General features: G+C 71.9%; 13 protein-coding genes. All 13 read right to left on the bottom strand.

Annotation, left to right across the window (positions count from 1 at the left end):
• Positions 1–41: 41 nt before the first annotated feature.
• Positions 42–887 carry a GNAT family N-acetyltransferase gene (locus DTL70_RS25010; protein ID WP_114024190.1) on the bottom strand — a complete coding sequence of 282 codons (846 nt, stop codon included), beginning with the start codon at positions 885–887 and terminating at the stop codon, positions 42–44.
• 296 nt (positions 888–1,183) lie between these two features.
• Positions 1,184–2,341, bottom strand: a complete 1,158-nt coding sequence (gene ispG / locus DTL70_RS25005) for a flavodoxin-dependent (E)-4-hydroxy-3-methylbut-2-enyl-diphosphate synthase (protein ID WP_114024189.1) — start codon at positions 2,339–2,341, stop codon at positions 1,184–1,186.
• A gap of 170 nt (positions 2,342–2,511) precedes the next feature.
• Positions 2,512–3,816, bottom strand: a complete 1,305-nt coding sequence (locus DTL70_RS25000; RefSeq protein WP_114024188.1) for a M50 family metallopeptidase — start codon at positions 3,814–3,816, stop codon at positions 2,512–2,514.
• Positions 3,813–5,078: a 1-deoxy-D-xylulose-5-phosphate reductoisomerase gene (dxr, locus tag DTL70_RS24995; RefSeq protein ID WP_114024187.1), complete on the bottom strand. Its 1,266-nt coding sequence runs from the start codon at positions 5,076–5,078 to the stop codon at positions 3,813–3,815. Before dxr ends, DTL70_RS25000 begins: the two co-directional genes overlap by 4 nt.
• An 827-nt stretch (positions 5,079–5,905) precedes the next feature.
• Positions 5,906–7,876 carry an acyl-CoA dehydrogenase family protein gene (locus DTL70_RS24990; protein ID WP_114024186.1) on the bottom strand — a complete coding sequence of 657 codons (1,971 nt, stop codon included), beginning with the start codon at positions 7,874–7,876 and terminating at the stop codon, positions 5,906–5,908.
• 260 nt (positions 7,877–8,136) lie between these two features.
• Positions 8,137–8,841, bottom strand: a complete 705-nt coding sequence (locus DTL70_RS24985; protein ID WP_114024185.1) for a response regulator — start codon at positions 8,839–8,841, stop codon at positions 8,137–8,139.
• A gap of 33 nt (positions 8,842–8,874) precedes the next feature.
• Positions 8,875–10,107, bottom strand: a complete 1,233-nt coding sequence (locus DTL70_RS24980; RefSeq protein WP_114024184.1) for a sensor histidine kinase — start codon at positions 10,105–10,107, stop codon at positions 8,875–8,877.
• A gap of 408 nt (positions 10,108–10,515) precedes the next feature.
• On the bottom strand, positions 10,516–10,662 hold the full coding sequence (locus tag DTL70_RS33700) for a hypothetical protein (protein ID WP_181861065.1): 147 nt from the start codon (positions 10,660–10,662) through the stop codon (positions 10,516–10,518).
• A gap of 144 nt (positions 10,663–10,806) precedes the next feature.
• Positions 10,807–11,574 carry a metallophosphoesterase gene (locus DTL70_RS24975; protein ID WP_114024183.1) on the bottom strand — a complete coding sequence of 256 codons (768 nt, stop codon included), beginning with the start codon at positions 11,572–11,574 and terminating at the stop codon, positions 10,807–10,809.
• A 112-nt stretch (positions 11,575–11,686) separates the two neighbouring features.
• Positions 11,687–12,595, bottom strand: a complete 909-nt coding sequence (locus tag DTL70_RS24970) for a phosphotriesterase family protein (protein WP_114024307.1) — start codon at positions 12,593–12,595, stop codon at positions 11,687–11,689.
• Between the two features lie 248 nt (positions 12,596–12,843).
• Positions 12,844–13,446, bottom strand: a complete 603-nt coding sequence (locus tag DTL70_RS24965; protein WP_114024182.1) for a TetR/AcrR family transcriptional regulator — start codon at positions 13,444–13,446, stop codon at positions 12,844–12,846.
• A 182-nt stretch (positions 13,447–13,628) separates the two neighbouring features.
• Positions 13,629–15,083, bottom strand: coding sequence for an aldehyde dehydrogenase family protein (locus DTL70_RS24960; RefSeq protein WP_114024181.1), 1,455 nt, complete (start codon positions 15,081–15,083; stop codon positions 13,629–13,631).
• A gap of 282 nt (positions 15,084–15,365) precedes the next feature.
• Positions 15,366–17,546, bottom strand: coding sequence for a PucR family transcriptional regulator (locus DTL70_RS24955; protein WP_114024180.1), 2,181 nt, complete (start codon positions 17,544–17,546; stop codon positions 15,366–15,368).
• Between the last annotated feature and the right edge of the window lie 125 nt (positions 17,547–17,671).

Below are 17,671 nucleotides of genomic sequence, written 5' to 3'. Positions count from 1 at the left end.
GCGACAGCGGTCGTGCTCGGCGCAGCGGTCGTGTCCGGCGGTCAGAACAGGACGCTCGTGAAGGTGCCGATCTCGCGGAAGCCGACGCGGCGGTAGGTGGCTCGCGCCGGGGCGTTGTAGTCGTTGACGTACAGGCTCACCAGCGGCGAGACGTCGCGCAGCGCGTAGGCGAGGACGGCGGCCATCCCCGTCTCGGACAGCCCCTCGCCGCGCCGTTCTGGCGCCACCCACACGCCCTGGATCTGGCAGGCCTCCGGGGTGGCGGCGCCGATCTCGGCCTTGAAGACCACGCGGCCGCCCTCGATGCGGGCGAACGAACGTCCGGTACCCACGAGTTCGGCGACCCGCGCCTGGTAGACGAGCCCGCCGTCCCCGGCCAGCGGAGAGACCCCGACCTCCTCGGTGAACATGGCCACACACGCCGGCAGCACCAGGTCCATCTCGGTCTTGGCGACGCGGCGCACCAGCGGGTCGGGCACCACCTGGTCCGGCATCCGGTCGGCGACCATCAGCGGCTGGCTGGCCCGCACCTCGCGGGCCGGACCCCAGGACGGCTCCAGCGCTGCCCACAGCGCCCGCGTCGGGCCCGCAGGTCCGACGAGGGACGAGCAGCGGCGGCCCTGGCGGCGCGCCCGCTCGGCGAACGCGCGGACCGCCTCGGGGCCCGCGCACAGCGGAACGAGGTTGGCACCGTTGTAGCAGAGGGATTCCAGGCGCCCGTCCCGGTACCAGCCCCACATCTCGCCGCCGAGACGCCACGGGTCCAGGCCGGAGGCCAGCACGCGGGCGGTGACGAAGGCGTTGTTCACCGGCTCCCGGCGGAGCACGCGGAGCGCCTCCGGCAGCTCGGCGGGTCCGACGACCCTGAGGGAGGTGGTGGTCAGCAACGTCTCGGCGCCTCACCGTACGGCCCGTGGGCGTGGGGAATGATCTGCTGGCACTGTACCCGGGGCCAGAGCATCACGCCGCCGGACGACGGCCGCGGCCGGCCGCGCGGCGAGGGAGCGTGCGGGCGGGTCGTGCGGCCGGAGCGGACGGACGGAGCCTGCGGGCGGGCGTGGGGCGGCCTCGGTCCGGCGACGGTCTACGCCGCCGTCACAGGCGGCCGCCCGCGCGACGCGGGCCGGCCCTCCGGAGCCACGCCCGGACGAGCCGGCCCGCGGGAAGCACGCCGGGGCTCCGTTCAGCCCGCCGTGGTCACCACGGGCTCGCCGGAGGTGACACCGTCCCTCTCCATCTGCTCGGCGATCTTCATGGCCTCGTCGATGAGCGTCTCGACGATCTTCGCCTCGGGGACCGTCTTGATGACCTCGCCCTTGACGAAGATCTGCCCCTTGCCGTTGCCGGAGGCCACACCCAGATCGGCCTCGCGGGCCTCACCCGGACCGTTGACGACACAGCCCATGACGGCGACCCGCAGCGGGACGTCCATGCCCTCAAGACCGGCGGTGACCTCGTCGGCCAGCTTGTAGACGTCCACCTGGGCACGCCCGCAGGACGGGCAGGAGACGATCTCCAGGCCGCGCTGGCGCAGCCCCAGGGACTCCAGGATCTGGATGCCGACCTTGACCTCCTCGGCCGGCGGCGCCGAGAGGGAGACGCGGATCGTGTCGCCGATCCCCTCGGACAGCAGCGCGCCGAAGGCGACGGCCGACTTGATGGTGCCCTGGAAGGCCGGGCCCGCCTCGGTGACACCCAGGTGCAGCGGGTAGTCGCAGCGCTGGGCCAGCAGCCGGTAGGCGTTGACCATGACGACGGGGTCGTTGTGCTTGACCGAGATCTTGATGTCCCGGAAGCCGTGCTCCTCGAACAGCGAGCACTCCCACAGCGCGGACTCGACCAGCGCCTCCGGGGTGGCCTTGCCGTACCTCTCCAGGAGCCGCTTGTCCAGCGAGCCCGCGTTGACGCCGATCCTGATGGGCGTGCCCGACGCTGACGCGGCGTGGGCGATCTCCTTGACCTTGTCGTCGAACTGCTTGATGTTGCCGGGGTTGACGCGGACGGCGGCACATCCCGCGTCGATCGCCTGGAAGACGTACTTGGGCTGGAAGTGGATGTCGGCGATCACAGGGATCTGCGACTTGCGGGCGATCGTGGCCAGCGCGTCGGCGTCGTCCTGAGTGGGACACGCCACCCGGACGATCTGGCAGCCGGAGGCGGTCAGCTCCGCGATCTGCTGCAACGTCGAACCGATGTCCGAGGTCCGGGTCGTGGTCATGGACTGCACGGACACCGGCGCGTCTCCACCGACGGCGACCGTTCCTACCTGGATCTTCCGGCTGACCCTGCGGTCGGCGAGCTTGGCCGGAACGTCCGGCATTCCGAGCGAAATCGCTGTCATCAGCGTGCAACCCCAACGGTGTCGTTCAAGTCCCGGGTTCGGCGGGCTCCAGGCTCCCGAGATTACGGCACGGGTGACCCGCCGGGCACATCGTTCCCCGGAAAATGCCGCATAAAGTGACGCCCGCACAGGAATCGCACGGGCGTCACGGTGGGCGAACGCACATCCGGCTACCCGGTGAGTCTGACCGGATTCACCACGTCGGCCACCAGCACCAGAAGAGTGAAGCAGAGGAAGACCCCGGCCACCACGTAGGCGATCGGCATCAGCTTGGCGACGTCGAACGGACCCGGGTCGGGGCGCCGGAAGACCTTGGCGACATTCCTGCGCAGCGACTCCCACAGCGCCCCCGCGATGTGCCCGCCGTCCAGCGGCAGCAGCGGCAGCATGTTGAACAGGAACAGGCTCAGGTTGAACCCCGCCACCAGCAGCAGCATCGTCGCCACCCGCTGGCTCGGCGGGATGTCGAGCGAGAAGACCTCGCCACCCACCCGGGCGGCACCCACCACGCCCATCGGCGAGTCCTGCTTGCGCTCCCCGCCGTCGAACGCCGCGTTCCACAGGTCCGGCACCTTGCCCGGCAGGTCGATCAGCGCGTGGACGCCGTTGACCATCATGTCGCCCATCCGGTCCACGGCCTGCGGGAACGACTGCTGCACGACGCCGCTGGCCGGGGTGAAGCCGAGGAAGCCCGCCGTGACGTACTCGTCGGGCACGTAGCCGCCGTTGCCGTCGGTCTTGGCGACCTTGTTCTCGATCAGGTCGGCGTGCAGCGTACGCCGGTCGCCGTCCCGCTCGACGGTGAGCGTGGCGGGGCCCGTGGTGTCCCGGATCCGCTGCTGCAGGCCGTCCCAGTCCTCGACGGGCCTGCCGTCGAAGGAGACGATCGTGTCGCCCGGCCGCAGCCCCGCCGCCTTGGCCGGGGAGTCCTTCGCCGAACCGGGGCACTTGTCCGTCTGCGCCGAGGCGGAGATCACACAGTCGGACACCGTGGAGACCGTGGTCGTCTGGGTGTTGATCCCGAAGGTCATCAGCACCGTCAGGAAGATCACCACGGCCAGGATCAGGTTCTGGAACGGCCCGGCGAACATCACCACGACGCGCTTCCACGGCTTGCGCGTGTAGAGCATCCGGTGCTCGTCGCCGGGCTGGAGCTCCTCGTACGCCGCCGCGCGCGCGTCCTCGATCATCCCGCGGAACGGCGAGGTGGAGCGCTGGCGCACCGCCCCGTCGTCACCCGGCGGGAACATGCCGATCATGCGGATGTAGCCGCCGAGCGGCACCGCCTTGACCCCGTACTCCGTCTCGCCCTTGCGCTTGGACCAGATCGTGGGACCGAAGCCCACCATGAACTGCGGAACCCGGACGCCGAACATCTTGGCCGTCGAGAAGTGCCCCAGCTCGTGCCAGGCGATGGAGAAGAGCAGGCCGACGACGAAGACGACTATGCCGAGGATGGTCATGAACGCCGTCATGCGCGAGCCTCCGCTGGTGCTGTGGCGGGCCGTGCCGCCAGTTCACGGGCGCGGGCGCGCGCCCAGGTCTCTGCGGCGAGGACATCGGGAAGGGTCAGACCGGTTCCGTCCGGGGTGCCGTGCTCCTCCACCACAGCCGCAACCGTATCCACGATGCCTGTGAACGGCAGCCTTCCCGCAAGAAACGCCTCGACGCACTCCTCGTTCGCCGCGTTGAAGACGGCCGGGGCCGTGCCACCCGTCGCGCCCACGTGGCACGCCAGCGGGACAGCGGGGAACGCCTGCGTGTCCAGCGGGTAGAAGTCCCAGGACATCGCCTCGGTCCAGGAGAAGACGGGGCCTGCCTCGGGAACCCTCTCCGGCCAGCCCAGGCCCAGCGCGATCGGCAGCCGCATGTCCGGCGGGCCGCACTGCGCGAGAGTCGACCCGTCGGTGAACTCCACCATCGAGTGGACGGCCGACTGGGGGTGCACCACCACCTGGATACGTTCGAACGGGATGTCGTAGAGCAGGTGCGCCTCGATGACCTCAAGGCCCTTGTTGACCAGCGTCGCGGAGTTGATGGTGATGACCGGGCCCATGTCCCACGTCGGATGGGCCATCGCCTCCTCGGGCGTCACGTCCGCCAGCTGCGCCCTGCTCCGCCCCCGGAACGGCCCTCCCGACGCGGTGACCAGCAGCTTGCGCACCTCCGCACGGGTACCGCCCATCAGCGCCTGGAACAGCGCCGAGTGCTCCGAGTCGACCGGCACGATCTGCCCCGGCCTGGCGACCGCCCGCACCAGAGGACCCCCGACGATGAGCGACTCCTTGTTCGCCAGCGCCAGCACCCGCCCGGCCTCCAGCGCCGCCAGTGTCGGCGCCAGACCGATGGACCCCGTGATGCCGTTGAGCACCGTGTGGCAGTCCGAGGCGGCCAACTCGGTCGCGGCGTCAGGACCCGCCAGCACCTCCGGCAACGGCTCCCCCGCCCCGTAGGCCGCACGGAGCGCCTCCCGCAGCACGGGCAGCGCCTCCTCACGGGCCACCGCGACGGTACGGACGCCGAGTTGGCGCGCCTGCCGGGCCAGCAACTCCGCCCGGCCGCCGGACGCGGCCAACGCGGTGACCCGGAACCGGCCGGGATTCTTCAGCACCACGTCGACGGCCTGGGTGCCGATGGAACCCGTCGAGCCGAGGATCACGATGTCGCGCGGTGCGGTGCCCGCTTCCGGCGCGGCGCCGGGGTATCGCAGATGCGGGTCAGCGAGGGAGTCGGTCATGCCCCTATTGTGTCCGCTCCCTGAGCCGGCCAGGACAGCGCACCGGGGTACGCCACCCCCGGCGTACCCGACGACAGGCGCACCCGGGGGCGCGCGGCCCGCCGCCCCCGCCCCCACCGGTCCCGCCCGGAGGACCCGGCACGCCCCAGTACGGTCACGGCCACGCCGTCGAGCGCACACCCGGGAACGCCGCCCGACCGGGAATACGGCGTACAGGACCGACGGCGCTCTACGTGGCGGCGCCCGGTCCGCCGGTGGGGGCCTACGAGGGCGGGAGCGAGCTGCTCGGTGGCGCGTGGCGCCCCCCCACGGCGGACCTGGCGGAGGGCGCATCCGGGCTAAGGCTGGAGCGGGCGCCCTACGAGGAGCAGGTGGAGCGCGTGCCGGCTGGCGGAGCACCGGCCCGCCCGTACGGCAGGCGGCGGCCGGTGCCTTCGCCCGGCCGGGGACGCCTGCCCGCCTGCCCGCTGCGGGAACACCTGTACGGCCTGCTGGGGCCGGCGCCGCCGCGGGTGCCTGCCGAGCCGGAACCCCTGCCGCTTCCCCGCGACGTGGCCGGCGTTCGCCCCCCCCCAGGAGGGGCTTCGGCCGCGGAATGGAGCGCCGATGTGCTCGCCCGGTATCCGGGCTGCCGTACGGCCGCGGCGGCCCTCCAACAGCACCGCTGTGCGCAGCGGGCGCGGCGGCGCCGGTCTGCTGCACGTTCGGACGAGCCGGAGGGATCGCCGCCCGATCCGGCGTCGGCCGCGGACGCGGAGACGGGCACCAGCGGGTCGGCCTCGCCGGCGCGGGCCACGTGGTCCAGGACGACCCCCTGGCGCGTGCGCTCAGCGGATACGTCGATGGACGTTCTCCTTCGTGGACGGTCCAGGGGCCGCCTCCGCGATCCACGGGCCGTCGGTTGAGGGGTCGATGACGCCTTCCTCCAGCCAGGTGTAGGAACCGCCGAGGACTTCGCGGACGACCTTGCGGTCGAGGTAGTCGGTGTTGGCCCACAGGCGGTCGAACAGCTCGTCGACGCGGATGCGGGACTGGCGGCAGAACGCGTCCGCGAGCTGGTACGCGGCCTGTCCTTCGGCACCGTCGGTGCCGTCGCGCCGCAGCTTCTCCGCGCGCACACAGGCGGCGCTCATCGCGAACAGCTCGGCACCGATGTCCACGATGCGGCCGAGGAAGCCCTGTTTAGTCTCCATCCGGCCCTGCCAGCGCGACATCGCGTAGAAGGTGGAGCGGGCGAGCTTGCGTGCGGTGCGCTCGACGTGGCGCAGGTGCGGGGCGAGCGTGCCGAACTCGGCGTAGGCGCCTGGCAGCTGGCCCGAGCCGGCGACGAGGCGGGGCAGCCATTTGGCGTAGAAGGTGCCCGCCGTGACGGCTGCCTTGCGCTTGTCGGTCAACGTCTTGGCCGGGTCGATGAGGTCGCCGGCGACGGACAGGTGCGCGTCCACGGCCTCGCGGGCGATCAGCAGGTGCATGATCTCCGTCGAGCCCTCGAAGATGCGGTTGATGCGCAGGTCGCGCAAGAGCTGTTCGGCGGGGACGCCGCGTTCGCCGCGGGCGGCGAGGGACGCGGCGGTCTCGAAACCGCGCCCGCCGCGGATCTGGACCAGCTCGTCGGCCATCTTCCAGGCCATCTCACTGCCGTAGAGCTTGGCGAGCGCGGCCTCGATGCGGATGTCGTTGCGCTCCTCGTCGGCCATCTGCGAGGACAGGTCGAGCACGGCCTCCAGCGCGAACGTCGTCGCGGCGATGAAGGAGATCTTGCCGCCGACGGCCTCGTGCTCGGCGACTGGCCTGCCCCACTGGACGCGTTCACGGGACCACTGGCGGGCGATGCGCAGGCACCATTTCCCCGCACCGACGCAGGTGGCGGGCAGGGAGAGACGGCCGGTGTTGAGCGTGGTGAGCGCGATCTTGAGCCCGGCGCCCTCGGGACCGATGCGGTTGGCCGCGGGGACGCGCACCCGGTGGAAGCGCGTGACACCGTTCTCGATGCCGCGCAGCCCCATGAAGGCGTTCCGGTTCTCCACGGTGATGCCCTCGGAGGAGGCCTCGACGACGAACGCGGTGATGCCTCCCTTGTGCCCCGCGGCGCGGCGCGGGGCGTCGGGGGCGGGCTCGGGCACGCGTGCCATGACGACGAGCAGGTCGGCGATCACCCCGTTGGTGGTCCACAGCTTCACCCCGTCGAGCAGGTAGTCTTCCTCGCCCTCTGCCTCGTGGGGCCCGGAGGTGCCACCACTGTCGGGCACGGCGGTGGTCGCCAGCCGTGCGGGGTCGGAGCCCACGTCGGGTTCGGTCAGCAGGAACGCGGAGATGTCGCTGCGGGCGCAGCGCGGCAGGAAGGCGTCCTTCTGCTCCTGGCTGCCGAACATCTTCACGGGCTGCGGTACGCCGATGGACTGGTGTGCGGACAGCAGTGCGCCCACCGCCGGGCTGGCGGAGCTGACCAGGGCGAGTGCCTTGTTGTAGTACACCTGGGTGAGTCCGAGCCCGCCGTACTCGGTGCCGGCCTTCATGCCGAGCGCCCCGAGTTCCTTCAGGCCGGTGATCACCTCGTCCGGGATCCTGGACTCACGTTCGATCAGTGGCCCGTCAACCGTCGTCTCGACGAAGTCGCGCAGCCTGGCCAGGAACTCCTCGCCCCGCGCGATGTCCTCGGCCGCCGGTTCCGGGTGCGGGTGGAGCAGATCGAGGCGGAAGCGGCCGAGGAACAGTTCCTTGGCGAAGCTGGGCTTGCGCCAGTCCTTCTCCCTGGCCGCCTCGGCGACTTCGCGGGCTTCGCGTTCGGAGACGGTCATCTCACTCACCTCAAAGAAGTGTGGGAGGCGGTTCGCGGTCCGTGACGGTGGTGGTGCCCGGCAGGCGCCCTCGGGGCGGTCACGGTCACATCCTGCTCGGTCGTGTGTACCCGATTCGTTCCGCCCCTACCATTCACCGCGCGCACGATGCCGGCACAACCGGCCCACCGTCCTCGCGCCAGGTGCCTCGCCAGAGGCTGCTCCAGTGGCCGCTTCGGACCAGGGTTGCTCCACGTGCCCGCTTCGGACCAGAGGCTGCTCTACGCGCCCGCTCCGGCCGGGTGGGTTCCGCCCGCGTGGCCGCCGCCCGGGGTGACCAGACCGGATTCGTACGCCAGGACGACGGCCTGGGCACGGCTGCCCAGGTCGAGCTTGGCCATGGTGCGGTTGAGATGCGTCTTGACCGTGGACTCGCTGATGACCAGGGTTTCGGCGATCTCGGGGTTGGAGAGGCCGCCCGCGACCAGCCTGAGCACGTCCACCTCCCTGCCGGTGAGCACCTCGAGAGTCTCGGGAGGCGGCGCGCTCTGGTCCACCGCCGGCGCGTACGCCTCGATCAGTCGGCGCGTGACGCTCGGGGAGAAGAGCGTGTCCCCCTCGGCGACCGCGGCGACGGCGGCCAGCAGTCGCTGCGGCCCGGTGTCCTTCAGCAGGAAACCGCACGCACCGGCGCGCAGCGCCGCGTAGACGTACTCGTCGAGGTCGAACGTGGTCAGCACCAGGATGCGGGGGCGAGGCTCGCCGCTCGCCTCCAGGATGCGTTCGGTGGCGGTGATACCGCTGGTGCCGGGCATCCGAATGTCCATGAGGATGACGTCCGGACGGTGTTCCGCGGCCAAGCTGACCGCCTCGTCCCCGTCGGACGCCTCGCCGACGACCTCCATACCGGGCGCCGCCCGCAGCAGGGCGGCGACCCCCGCCCGGATGAGCACCTGGTCGTCGACGACGAGAACCCTGGTCGTCACCGTGTTCTTCCCCCCCCTGCGCTGTCAGGGCTCTCAGGCGGGAAGGAGCAGTCGCACCTCGAAACCGCCGCTCGCCCGGGGCCCGGCCTCCAACCGGCCCCCGTAGATCCTTGCGCGCTCCCGCATCCCAATCAAGCCGTGCCCGCTGGGAGGGGGCGAACCCAGGCCGGGCGGCACGGGCGTACGACGGCCGTCGTTCGTGACGGTCACGGCCAACTGGCGTGGCTCGTAGCTGACGGTGACGTAAGCCTGGGCGGGGTAGGCGTGTTTGAGGACGTTGGTGAGCGCTTCCTGGACGACACGGTAGGCGCACTGTCCGAGACCGGGCGCCAGATCGCGGGGCTCACCGGTGACCGTGACGCGCACGGCTATGCCCGCCCCGCGGACGCGCTCCGCCAGCTCGGGCAGTTGGTCGAGCCCGGGGGCGGGGCCGAACGCGGCGTCCGTATTGCCACGCTCGACGAGCCGCGCGTCACCGCCGTCCAGACGGTCGCCGTCCTCGATGCGCAACACCGCCAGCAGCCGCCGCAGTTCGGCCAGGGCCTCCCCGGAGGTGTCGGAGATGGTGCCGAGGGCACCTCGCGCGGTCCCCGGATCGGAGTCGAAGACGTATCCGGCCAGGCCCGCCTGGACGGAGATCACCGACATGTGGTGCGCCACCACGTCGTGCAGCTCCCGGGCGATGCGGACCCGCTCCTCGGCGACGGCGCGGCGCTCGGCCCCGGCCCGTTCACGGCGCAGCTGCCCGGTGAGGTCCGCCAGTTCGACGTTGCGCTGTGCCGACTTGCGCGCCAGGTAGCCGAATCCGCAGATGACGCTGGTGTAGAGCAGGCTCTGCCCGAGCACGGTGGCCCACGCGCTCTCGTGGCCCGTCGTCCCCGCGAAGTTCCACACCCCGGCCAGCAGCAGCGCGCACGGGAGCGCCGAGCGCAGCGGGCGGGAGGAGGCGACGGTGTACAGCGCGAGGAGCGGTCCCAGGGTGTTGACGACGGGCCAGTAGTCCAGGGCGACGTACACGGTCCAGACCGTGAGGACGCCGAGGCACAGAATGACCGGATTCCGCCGCCGGAAGGCGAGCGGAAGATTCACCGCACAGGTCAGCAGGGTGCCCACCGTGTCCAGACCCGACCAGCCCAGGGGGGTGCGGTCGTGGCCCAGCAGGAGGCTGACGGCCGTGATGGCGAGCGCGATGGCACCGTCGTAGGCCCACGCCGGTACGCGTTCGACCGCGCGGCGCAGCTGGGTCCAGGCCGTCGTGCTCAGCATCGTCGCAGCGTAGCCACCCCTGCGGACGGCCAACATCCACCGGACGCGCTGTGTGGGCGGCACGCCTTCTACCGCGCTGGTACGACATCTGCGCGCCGGCTACCGCAGAAGGACAGGTTCCACTTACCGCCGTACGGTGACGACCGGACAGCCGCCACCCGCGTACCTTCTGGTTCCAGGAAGAGCGCCACGTCCCGGGGACCGGGGGAGCAAGGCCGCGGCCGGGGGGAGGCCGCGCCCGCTGAGAGCCCCAGGACGTGGCGCTGTTCACTGCGCGGACGCTGCCCTCTTCCTGGTGCGGACGTGTCGCCCGTCGCTGTGCAGGCGTATCGCCCGTCGCTGTGCGGATGCGCCGCTGTGTGCCGCGCTGACGTGCCGCTCCTCGCTGTGCGTGCGGCGCGCGCCGCTTCACGGTGTCGCGTCGTCCGGCGGCGTGTAGTGACCGGTCAGCATCAGGACGAGGACCACGAGCAACAGCAGCAGAGCGATACCCGCCACGGCGGTCGTCAGGGTGCGGCCGACGCGCCGCCGCTGCCACTGTTCACGCAAGGACATCGATCCCCACCTCCCCTGTGGATGCGGCCACCTCGCACGCGAGTACTGCGGAACTGCGTTCACCTGAGCACTGTCGAGCACTGTAACCGGGCTGCGCAGAGGGAGGGCCGGTCCAGGACCCTTACCGGACGGAGCAGGATCCGGTCACGGTACGACGCGGAAGTGGGTGGTGAGCCTCCCCTCGTCGTCGTACACGTGGAAGGCGATCAGTGGCGGCAGTTCGTGGTCGAGGGGGCCGTCGTCCTCACCCTCCCAGGGCATCCTGAGCGTCGAGACCACCCCCGGTGCCGCCACCAACGGCAGCCCCGCGAAAGTGGTGACCGCGGGGGTGTGGCTGTGCCCGCACAGCAGACCGGCGACGTTGCCGTGCCGGCCGACGACCTCGGCAAGACGCTCCTCGCCGAACTGCCGGATCGCATCGACGTACTGGCCGTGCAGCGGGACGGGCGGGTGGTGGAAACAGACGAAGGCCGGCTTGTCGTCCGGCGCCGCGGTCAGCTCCGCGTCGAGCCAGGCGAGCGTCGTGTCGTCGAGGTAGCCGTGCCCCTTGCCGGGCACACTGGAGTCGCACATCAGGAGCGTCGCGCCGAGCAGGTGGTGTGCCTGGTTGACGGGCGAGGCGTCGGCCCCGTCCCCGCCCAGCAGGACGGAGCGGTACGGGCCCCGCACATCGTGGTTGCCCGGACAGATGAGTGGCATGACCCCGTGCTCGGCGAACAGCTTGGCCGCCAGCCAGTACTCGCCCACCGTCCCGTGGTCGGCGATGTCCCCGGTGAGCAGCACGGCGTCCAACTCGCCCGGAAGAGCCGCGAGAGAGGCCAGCACCCGTTCGGCACGAGCCCGCGCCCGCACCCCCTCGTCCCCCCGGTCCTGACCGAGATGGATGTCACTGATCTGCGCAAAGACGAACAAGAGAGGACTCCTGGCTGGTCGGATCGTTTCGGGTCGGTGCGGGGCCGTATACGCGTCTTCCAGGGCTGACGGAGAGTGTCGCCGGCAGCCGGTGTCGGTCAGCGGATGGGGCTCAGCCCTTCCAGTCGACGGCGAAAGCCTGCGCGGGATTGTCGACGAAGACGCGTCGGGCCAGGCCCTCGCCCAACTCACGCTCCACACGCGGCCGCAGCACGCGACTCACCTGCGGTACGCCGCCCTCGGCCCGCGCCGCCGCCGTGACCGTGTCCCCTCCCAGCAGCAGGCGGTCGCCATACCCGCGCTCCGCCAGGTCCGCGAGGCTGTCGAACAGCCGCCAGTCCGTTGCGTGATGCGCACGTGAGGGACCGTCGAACACCAGCCAGGCCCCGGAGCGCGCCGCCTCCCGCTGCATCCGGAGGTCCGGACACCGGCCCAGATGCCCCAGCAGCACACGGGCCGGCGGTACGCCCAACCGCCCGCACAGGAGGCTGAGGACCTGAGCCGCGCCCGTGCCCAGCTCCAGATGGACGGCGATCGGGGCGCCGGTCGCGTGGTGGGCCTCGGCTGCCGCCGTCAGCGTCCGCCGCGCGTGCGGGCCGAGCCCGTGGAAGTCTCCTGCGACCTTGATCAGACCCGCCCTCGGTGCCGCACCGCAGACGCTCCCACGCACCCCCTCGGTCAGCTCCTCCACGAAGAGCTCAGCGAGGTCGGCAGGGGGCTCCTCGGCGTAGTGGACGGCCTGGTGCAGCCCCGTCGCCGCGACCAGCCGGACACCTGTGCGACGGGCCAGCTCCGCCAGCCCACCGGTGTGACGGCCCATCCCGTAAGGCGTCCACTGCACGAGGCTTTGCCCACCATGCGCGGCGAACTCGCGCAGTTGCCGCTCCGCGGCATCGGCGTCGGTCAGCTCCTCGCCGGGCAGCCGCGGACTGCGCAGAAAGAGGTGGTCGTGGCTGTCACAGACACCCAACTCGGCTGCGGGCAGATCCCCGAGGACGGTTCGGACAGCGAGAGCATCCACGCTGCCGGGGGACGGACCGACGCCCCCTCGGCCGCCGCGCGACGGGGCCGTGCCTTCCGCGTCGCCGGGTGAGGGGGCGGTGCCCTCTCGGCCGCCGGGCAAAGAGGCGGTGCCCGGCACCTCGCGGGACGACGGGGCGGTGCCCTCCGCGTCGCCGGGTGACGGCGTGGCCACGGGGGCGGCCGGTATCCCGCCCCCCGGGCTCGCCTCCTCGCGGCTCCCGCCCTGGGACGCCCCGCAGCCGGGCGTCACGACGCGGCGCCCGTAACAGCGCCCGTTCCGGTCGCGTGCGCGTCCAACAGCGTCAGCAGGCCGTCCGTCGCCTCGCGGAACGGCTCGGGTGCGCCCGCCGAACGCGCGAGCACGTATCCCCCCTGGACGACCGCGACGATGGCGGCGGCCACCCCGGCGGGGTCCAGAGCGGGACCGAACTCCCCGTTTCCGCGTCCCTCTTCGAGGACTTCGGCCAGCCGGGTCCGCAGCCAGGCGAAGGTCTGGCTGAGCGGCGCGCGCAGCTCCGGGTCGGCGACCACGTCCGGGTCCTGGGCCAGTCCACCGAGCCGGCAGCCGCGCAGCACCTCGCGTTCCCGCCGCAGATACCCCGCCACGCGCTCGCGTGCGCTTCCCTCGCGCGCCAGTTCCGCGTCCGCGAGCGTCCGCATCTCCTCCGCGCTTCTGCGCACCGCTGCCCGTGCCAGGTCGGGCTTGCCGCCGAAGTGGTGGTACATGCTGCCCTGACCCGCCCCGGCCCGCTGCTGGATGGCGCGCGGGCTGGTGCCCACATAACCGCGCTCCCACAGGAGTTCCTGGGTGGCCTCGATCAGCTTCCTGGCCGTGTCCGTACCGCTCATGGGGACACTCTAGACCACCGTACATACTAGTAGGTACGGAACGTTCCCACCTGCGGCCGCCCACCGGAGAGGGAGGGAAGGCGACAAGTGCGCGGAGGGGCGAGCGGGCCGGATACCGGTACGCCGCTGCCGGGCGCCCCGGAACGGGCGCCCGGCAGCGGCGCGGAAGAGTCGGCCGGCGCTCAGAGATCGAGGCCGGTGAGCACCATCACACGCTCGTAGGTGTAGTCCTCCATCGCGAAGCGCACACCCTCACGGCCCACGCCGGAGTCCTTGACGCCTCCGTACGGCATCTGGTCGGCACGGTAGGACGGCACGTCCCCCACGACGACACCGCCGACCTCCAGGTTCCGGTGCGCACGGAAGGCAGCCTGCACGTCATGCGTGAACAGACCGGCCTGCAGGCCGTACCTGGAGTCGTTGACCGCCGCGAACGCCTCCTTCTCGCCGTTCACCTTCACGAACGACATGACGGGCCCGAAGACCTCCTCGCAGCCGATCTGGGTGTCCGAAGGGACGTTCTCCAAGGCGGTCGGCTCGACGCTGGCACCGTCCCGCTTGCCGCCCGTGAGCACCTTCGCGCCGCGCGAGACGGCCTCGCCCACCCACGACTCGACACGGCGCGCCGCCTCCTCGCTCACCAGCGGACCGACATCCGTCGACTCGTCCGAGGGGTCGCCGGTGTTGAGCGCCTCGATCGCGGCCACGACCTTGGGCACCAGGCGGTCGTACACCGACGCGTCGGCGACCACCCGCTGCACCGAGATGCAGGACTGCCCCGCCTGGTAGTTGGAGAAGGTGGCGATGCGCTGCGCCGCCCAGTCGAGGTCTGCCTCGGAGGAGTAGTCGGCCAGGACGACAGCGGCACCGTTGCCGCCCAGCTCCAGCGTGACCCGCTTGCGCGGCGCCGAGTCGAGGATGGACCAGCCGACCGGCGCGGAACCCGTGAACGAGATGATCGGCAGCCGCTCGTCCTGCACCAGACCCGGCATCTGGTCGTTCGGCACCGGCAGCACCGACCACGACCCCGCCGGCAGGTCCGTCTCGGCCAGCAGCTCACCCAGCAGCAGACCCGACAGCGGCGTAGCGGGCGCCGGCTTGAGAAGGATCGGCGTGCCGACGGCGATCGCCGGGGCCACCTTGTGGGCGCACAGGTTCAGCGGGAAGTTGAACGGCGCGATCCCCAATACCGGGCCGTAGGGGAAGCGGCGGGTGAAGGCGAGCCGGCCCGTGCCGCCCGCGTCCGAGTCGAGGCGCTGGGCCTCGCCTCCGTTGAAACGGCGCGCCTCCTCGGCGGCCCAGCGGAAGACGGACACGCAACGGCCGACCTCACCGCGCGCCCACTTCATCGGCTTGCCGTTCTCGGCGGAGATCAACTCGGCGATCTCGCCCGCACGCTCCTCCAAGCGGCGCGTGACGTGGTCGAGCGCGGCGGCCCTGACGTGGGCGGGCGTCGCGGAGAACTCGTCGGCGACCGCGACAGCGGCGGCCACGGCCTCCTCCACCTGCTCTGCGGTGGGAATGCTGACGGCGCCGACGTGCCTGCCGTCCCACGGCGAGGTGACATCGAGCGTGCTGTCGCCGGTGGCCTTGCGGCCGGCGAGCCAGAATGCGTGAGGAGAATTCGCTGTCGTCACTGCGGATCGCCTTCCGGATGCGGATGAGTGGCTCGGTTTCCGCGTCCACCGTAGGCCGTGCGAGCCCCACCGCTTCTTGTCCGGAACGTAGCACTCGTGCGGCGGCGCGCTACGCATTGTCCCAGTGCCGAGCGTCCCGCACGGCGTCCCTTGCGCGGAGCCGGTCGTCCCGTACGGATGTCGCTCACACGCAACCGGTTGCCCTCCACACGGAGGTCGCCCACTTGGAGCCGGTCGTCCTGCACGCAGGTCACTCAGGTGGAGAGAGGGTCCGGGCCCCGCTCAGCTGGTGGCTTTGAGAGCCAGCCACAGCTCCATGCGGACATCAGGATCGTCCAGCGAACGCCCCAGGATCTCCTCCACACGGCGCATTCGATAGCGGAGGGTGTGCCGGTGCACGCCCAGCTCCGCCGCGGCCGCGTCCCACTGTCCGTGCCGCGAGAGCCAGGCCCGCAGCGAGGCGACCAGATCACCCCTGCCGTTCGCGTCGTGCTCCCGCAGCGCCCGCAGCAACCCGTCCGCGAAGGCTCGCACGGCATCGTCGGCGAGCAGCGGCAGTACGGAGCCCGCAGCCACGTCCTCGTGCTCGACGAGCGGCACGCCACGCCGCCTGGCGACGGACAGCGCCTGGTCGGCCTGCTTGAACGCGACGGCGGCGGCCGGCAGTCCCGCGGGCGCGGACACGCCGATCGACAGCCCCTCCTCGGCTCCCCCCTCGGGCCGCCGCCCCGGCTGGGCGGCATCGGCCGTCGCGGCGAACTCGGCACACGCGGCCACCGCTGCCCCTCCGTCCGCCGCCAGCACCACCAACCGCGCACCGTCGGGCACCACGAGCACGGCTTCTCCGTTGCGTGCGGCCGCCGTCTCGATCGTGTCGGCGAGCTCTTCCAACGGCCAGACGATCTGCCCCAGCCACCCCGCGTCGGAGCCGTCGACCTGCGGGCCGCCCCCCGGGGCGACCACCACGGCGGGCGCCGTGGACGCGACGGGGCCGGGAGCGTGCGCAGAGCCGTGCGCGTGCGTCGGACCAGGAGCGGAGGGCGCCTCGGCGGCGCTCTCGTTGGCGGCGGACTTCTTGCCCACGGATTCCTTGGCGGACGGGGCCGCCGTCGAGGACGCGGGCCTCCCCCTGGGCGCGGAGGGGGCGGAAGGAGCCGTCTTCGGGGCGGGGACCCGCTTCGTGGCCGACGCCTTGGCCTCCCTCGACCCGGAAGACGCCTTGGCCTCCCTCGACGCTGAGACGGTGGGCGCACCGCCGGAGAAGCCTGCCAGGTCGGTCAGGCCGCAGGGCTCGCCCGCGCGGGCGAGGTAGCCGGTGGGGAGGGTGGTGGACGCCTGCACCGCGGCTGTCGCCGCAGAGGCACGGGGGCTGACGGAAGCGGCCCCCGATCCCGCGCGGGGCACCCCGAGCGGACGCGCGTGATATCCGGAAAGACCAGAGGCATCCGAACTGCACGAAGTGCCGGAATGGGCCGCCGCGATGCTCTCCTGCGCGTACCGCGCAGCGGCAGCGGAGGCGGGCTCCGCGACGATCACCCGCATCGGAGCGTCCAGCAAACCCCCGTAGAGCTGCCCTGCCACCGCACGGGCGTGATCGCCCTCGCCCACGAGCAGCATCTTCATCACCGCGGCCCCCAGCCGCTGCTCCGCCTCCTGCAGGGCGCGGGAACGCTCCATGGTGAGTGTCAGCAAGGCGATCGCCGAGTTCACGGCGTAGCGCTCCGCCGTTCCCAACGGAGCCGCCGTCCCCACCGCCAGTACGGCCTTGGCGCGTCTGCCGCTGCCGACCGACTGGAGTTCCACGCGGTCGTCACCACTGTCCGCCTCACTGACGACCGCGCTGGCCGGCGTCGTCCGGTCCCGCAGCCGTTCGGCGTCGCCCACGAAACGCGCCGCGCGCCGCACCGCCCACGCGGGGGCCGTCGCGACGACGGTGCCGGACGCGTCGTAGAGCGCCGCCCACCCGTCAACCTGCGAAGCCAGCCGGGCGAGCAGCGCGGACGGTCCCTCGCGCGAGAGCGCGGCCCGGGTCATCTCGCGCTGCGCGTCGAAGCCTGCCGTCACGGCCCGGTACTGCTCCGCCGCGATGTCCGCCGAGACGGCCTTGCTGATCGCGATGAACGGAGTGCGCCGCGGCACCTCGAGCAGCGGCAGATCCGCGCTCCGGCACGCCTCGACGAGCGGCCCTGGCACCCCGTCGTAGTTGACCCCGGCGGCGAAGCCGAGACCGACCACACCCTTGCCGACGAGCTTGTGCACGTACGCGCCCATCACCTCGGGATCGTCCGCGTCCAGCTTGAGGCCCGTGAAGAGTATGAGCTCGCCGCCGTCCATGTACGGCGTCGGATCCGAGAGCTCACTGGCGTGCGCCCACCGCACGGACGCGTCCAGCCGGTCGTGCCCCGCGAGCACGGAGAGACGGAGCGCGGAGTTCTGGACGAGCGTGGCAAGAGTCGGTGGCATAACGCATTTCACCGTACAGGCGTCCGCCGCCGTTCGGTCATTCACTCGATCGGGCGGGATCCGCCGGGTTTCAGCCCGGCTTCCGGTCCGGGCTCCCTCGCTTCCCTCCGGCTCCCGATCAGCCC

Origin of the sequence: Streptomyces diacarni (assembly GCF_003323715.1) — a bacterium.
Lineage (GTDB): Bacteria > Actinomycetota > Actinomycetes > Streptomycetales > Streptomycetaceae > Streptomyces > Streptomyces diacarni.
The sequence above is the reverse complement of the archived record's forward strand: the minus strand, read 5'-3'. Positions and strand labels throughout refer to the sequence as shown.

What these genes read in the sequence shown, in the direction of transcription:
- ispG (WP_114024189.1), bottom strand. Translation starts at nt 2,341, where the DNA reads ATGACAGCGATTTCGCTCGGAATGCCGGACGTTCCGGCCAAGCTCGCC.
- DTL70_RS25000 (WP_114024188.1), bottom strand. Translation starts at nt 3,816, where the DNA reads ATGACGGCGTTCATGACCATCCTCGGCATAGTCGTCTTCGTCGTCGGC.
- dxr (WP_114024187.1), bottom strand. Translation starts at nt 5,078, where the DNA reads ATGACCGACTCCCTCGCTGACCCGCATCTGCGATACCCCGGCGCCGCG.
- DTL70_RS24990 (WP_114024186.1), bottom strand. Translation starts at nt 7,876, where the DNA reads ATGACCGTCTCCGAACGCGAAGCCCGCGAAGTCGCCGAGGCGGCCAGG.
- DTL70_RS24980 (WP_114024184.1), bottom strand. Translation starts at nt 10,107, where the DNA reads ATGCTGAGCACGACGGCCTGGACCCAGCTGCGCCGCGCGGTCGAACGC.
- DTL70_RS33700 (WP_181861065.1), bottom strand. Translation starts at nt 10,662, where the DNA reads ATGTCCTTGCGTGAACAGTGGCAGCGGCGGCGCGTCGGCCGCACCCTG.
- DTL70_RS24965 (WP_114024182.1), bottom strand. Translation starts at nt 13,446, where the DNA reads ATGAGCGGTACGGACACGGCCAGGAAGCTGATCGAGGCCACCCAGGAA.
- DTL70_RS24955 (WP_114024180.1), bottom strand. Translation starts at nt 17,546, where the DNA reads ATGCCACCGACTCTTGCCACGCTCGTCCAGAACTCCGCGCTCCGTCTC.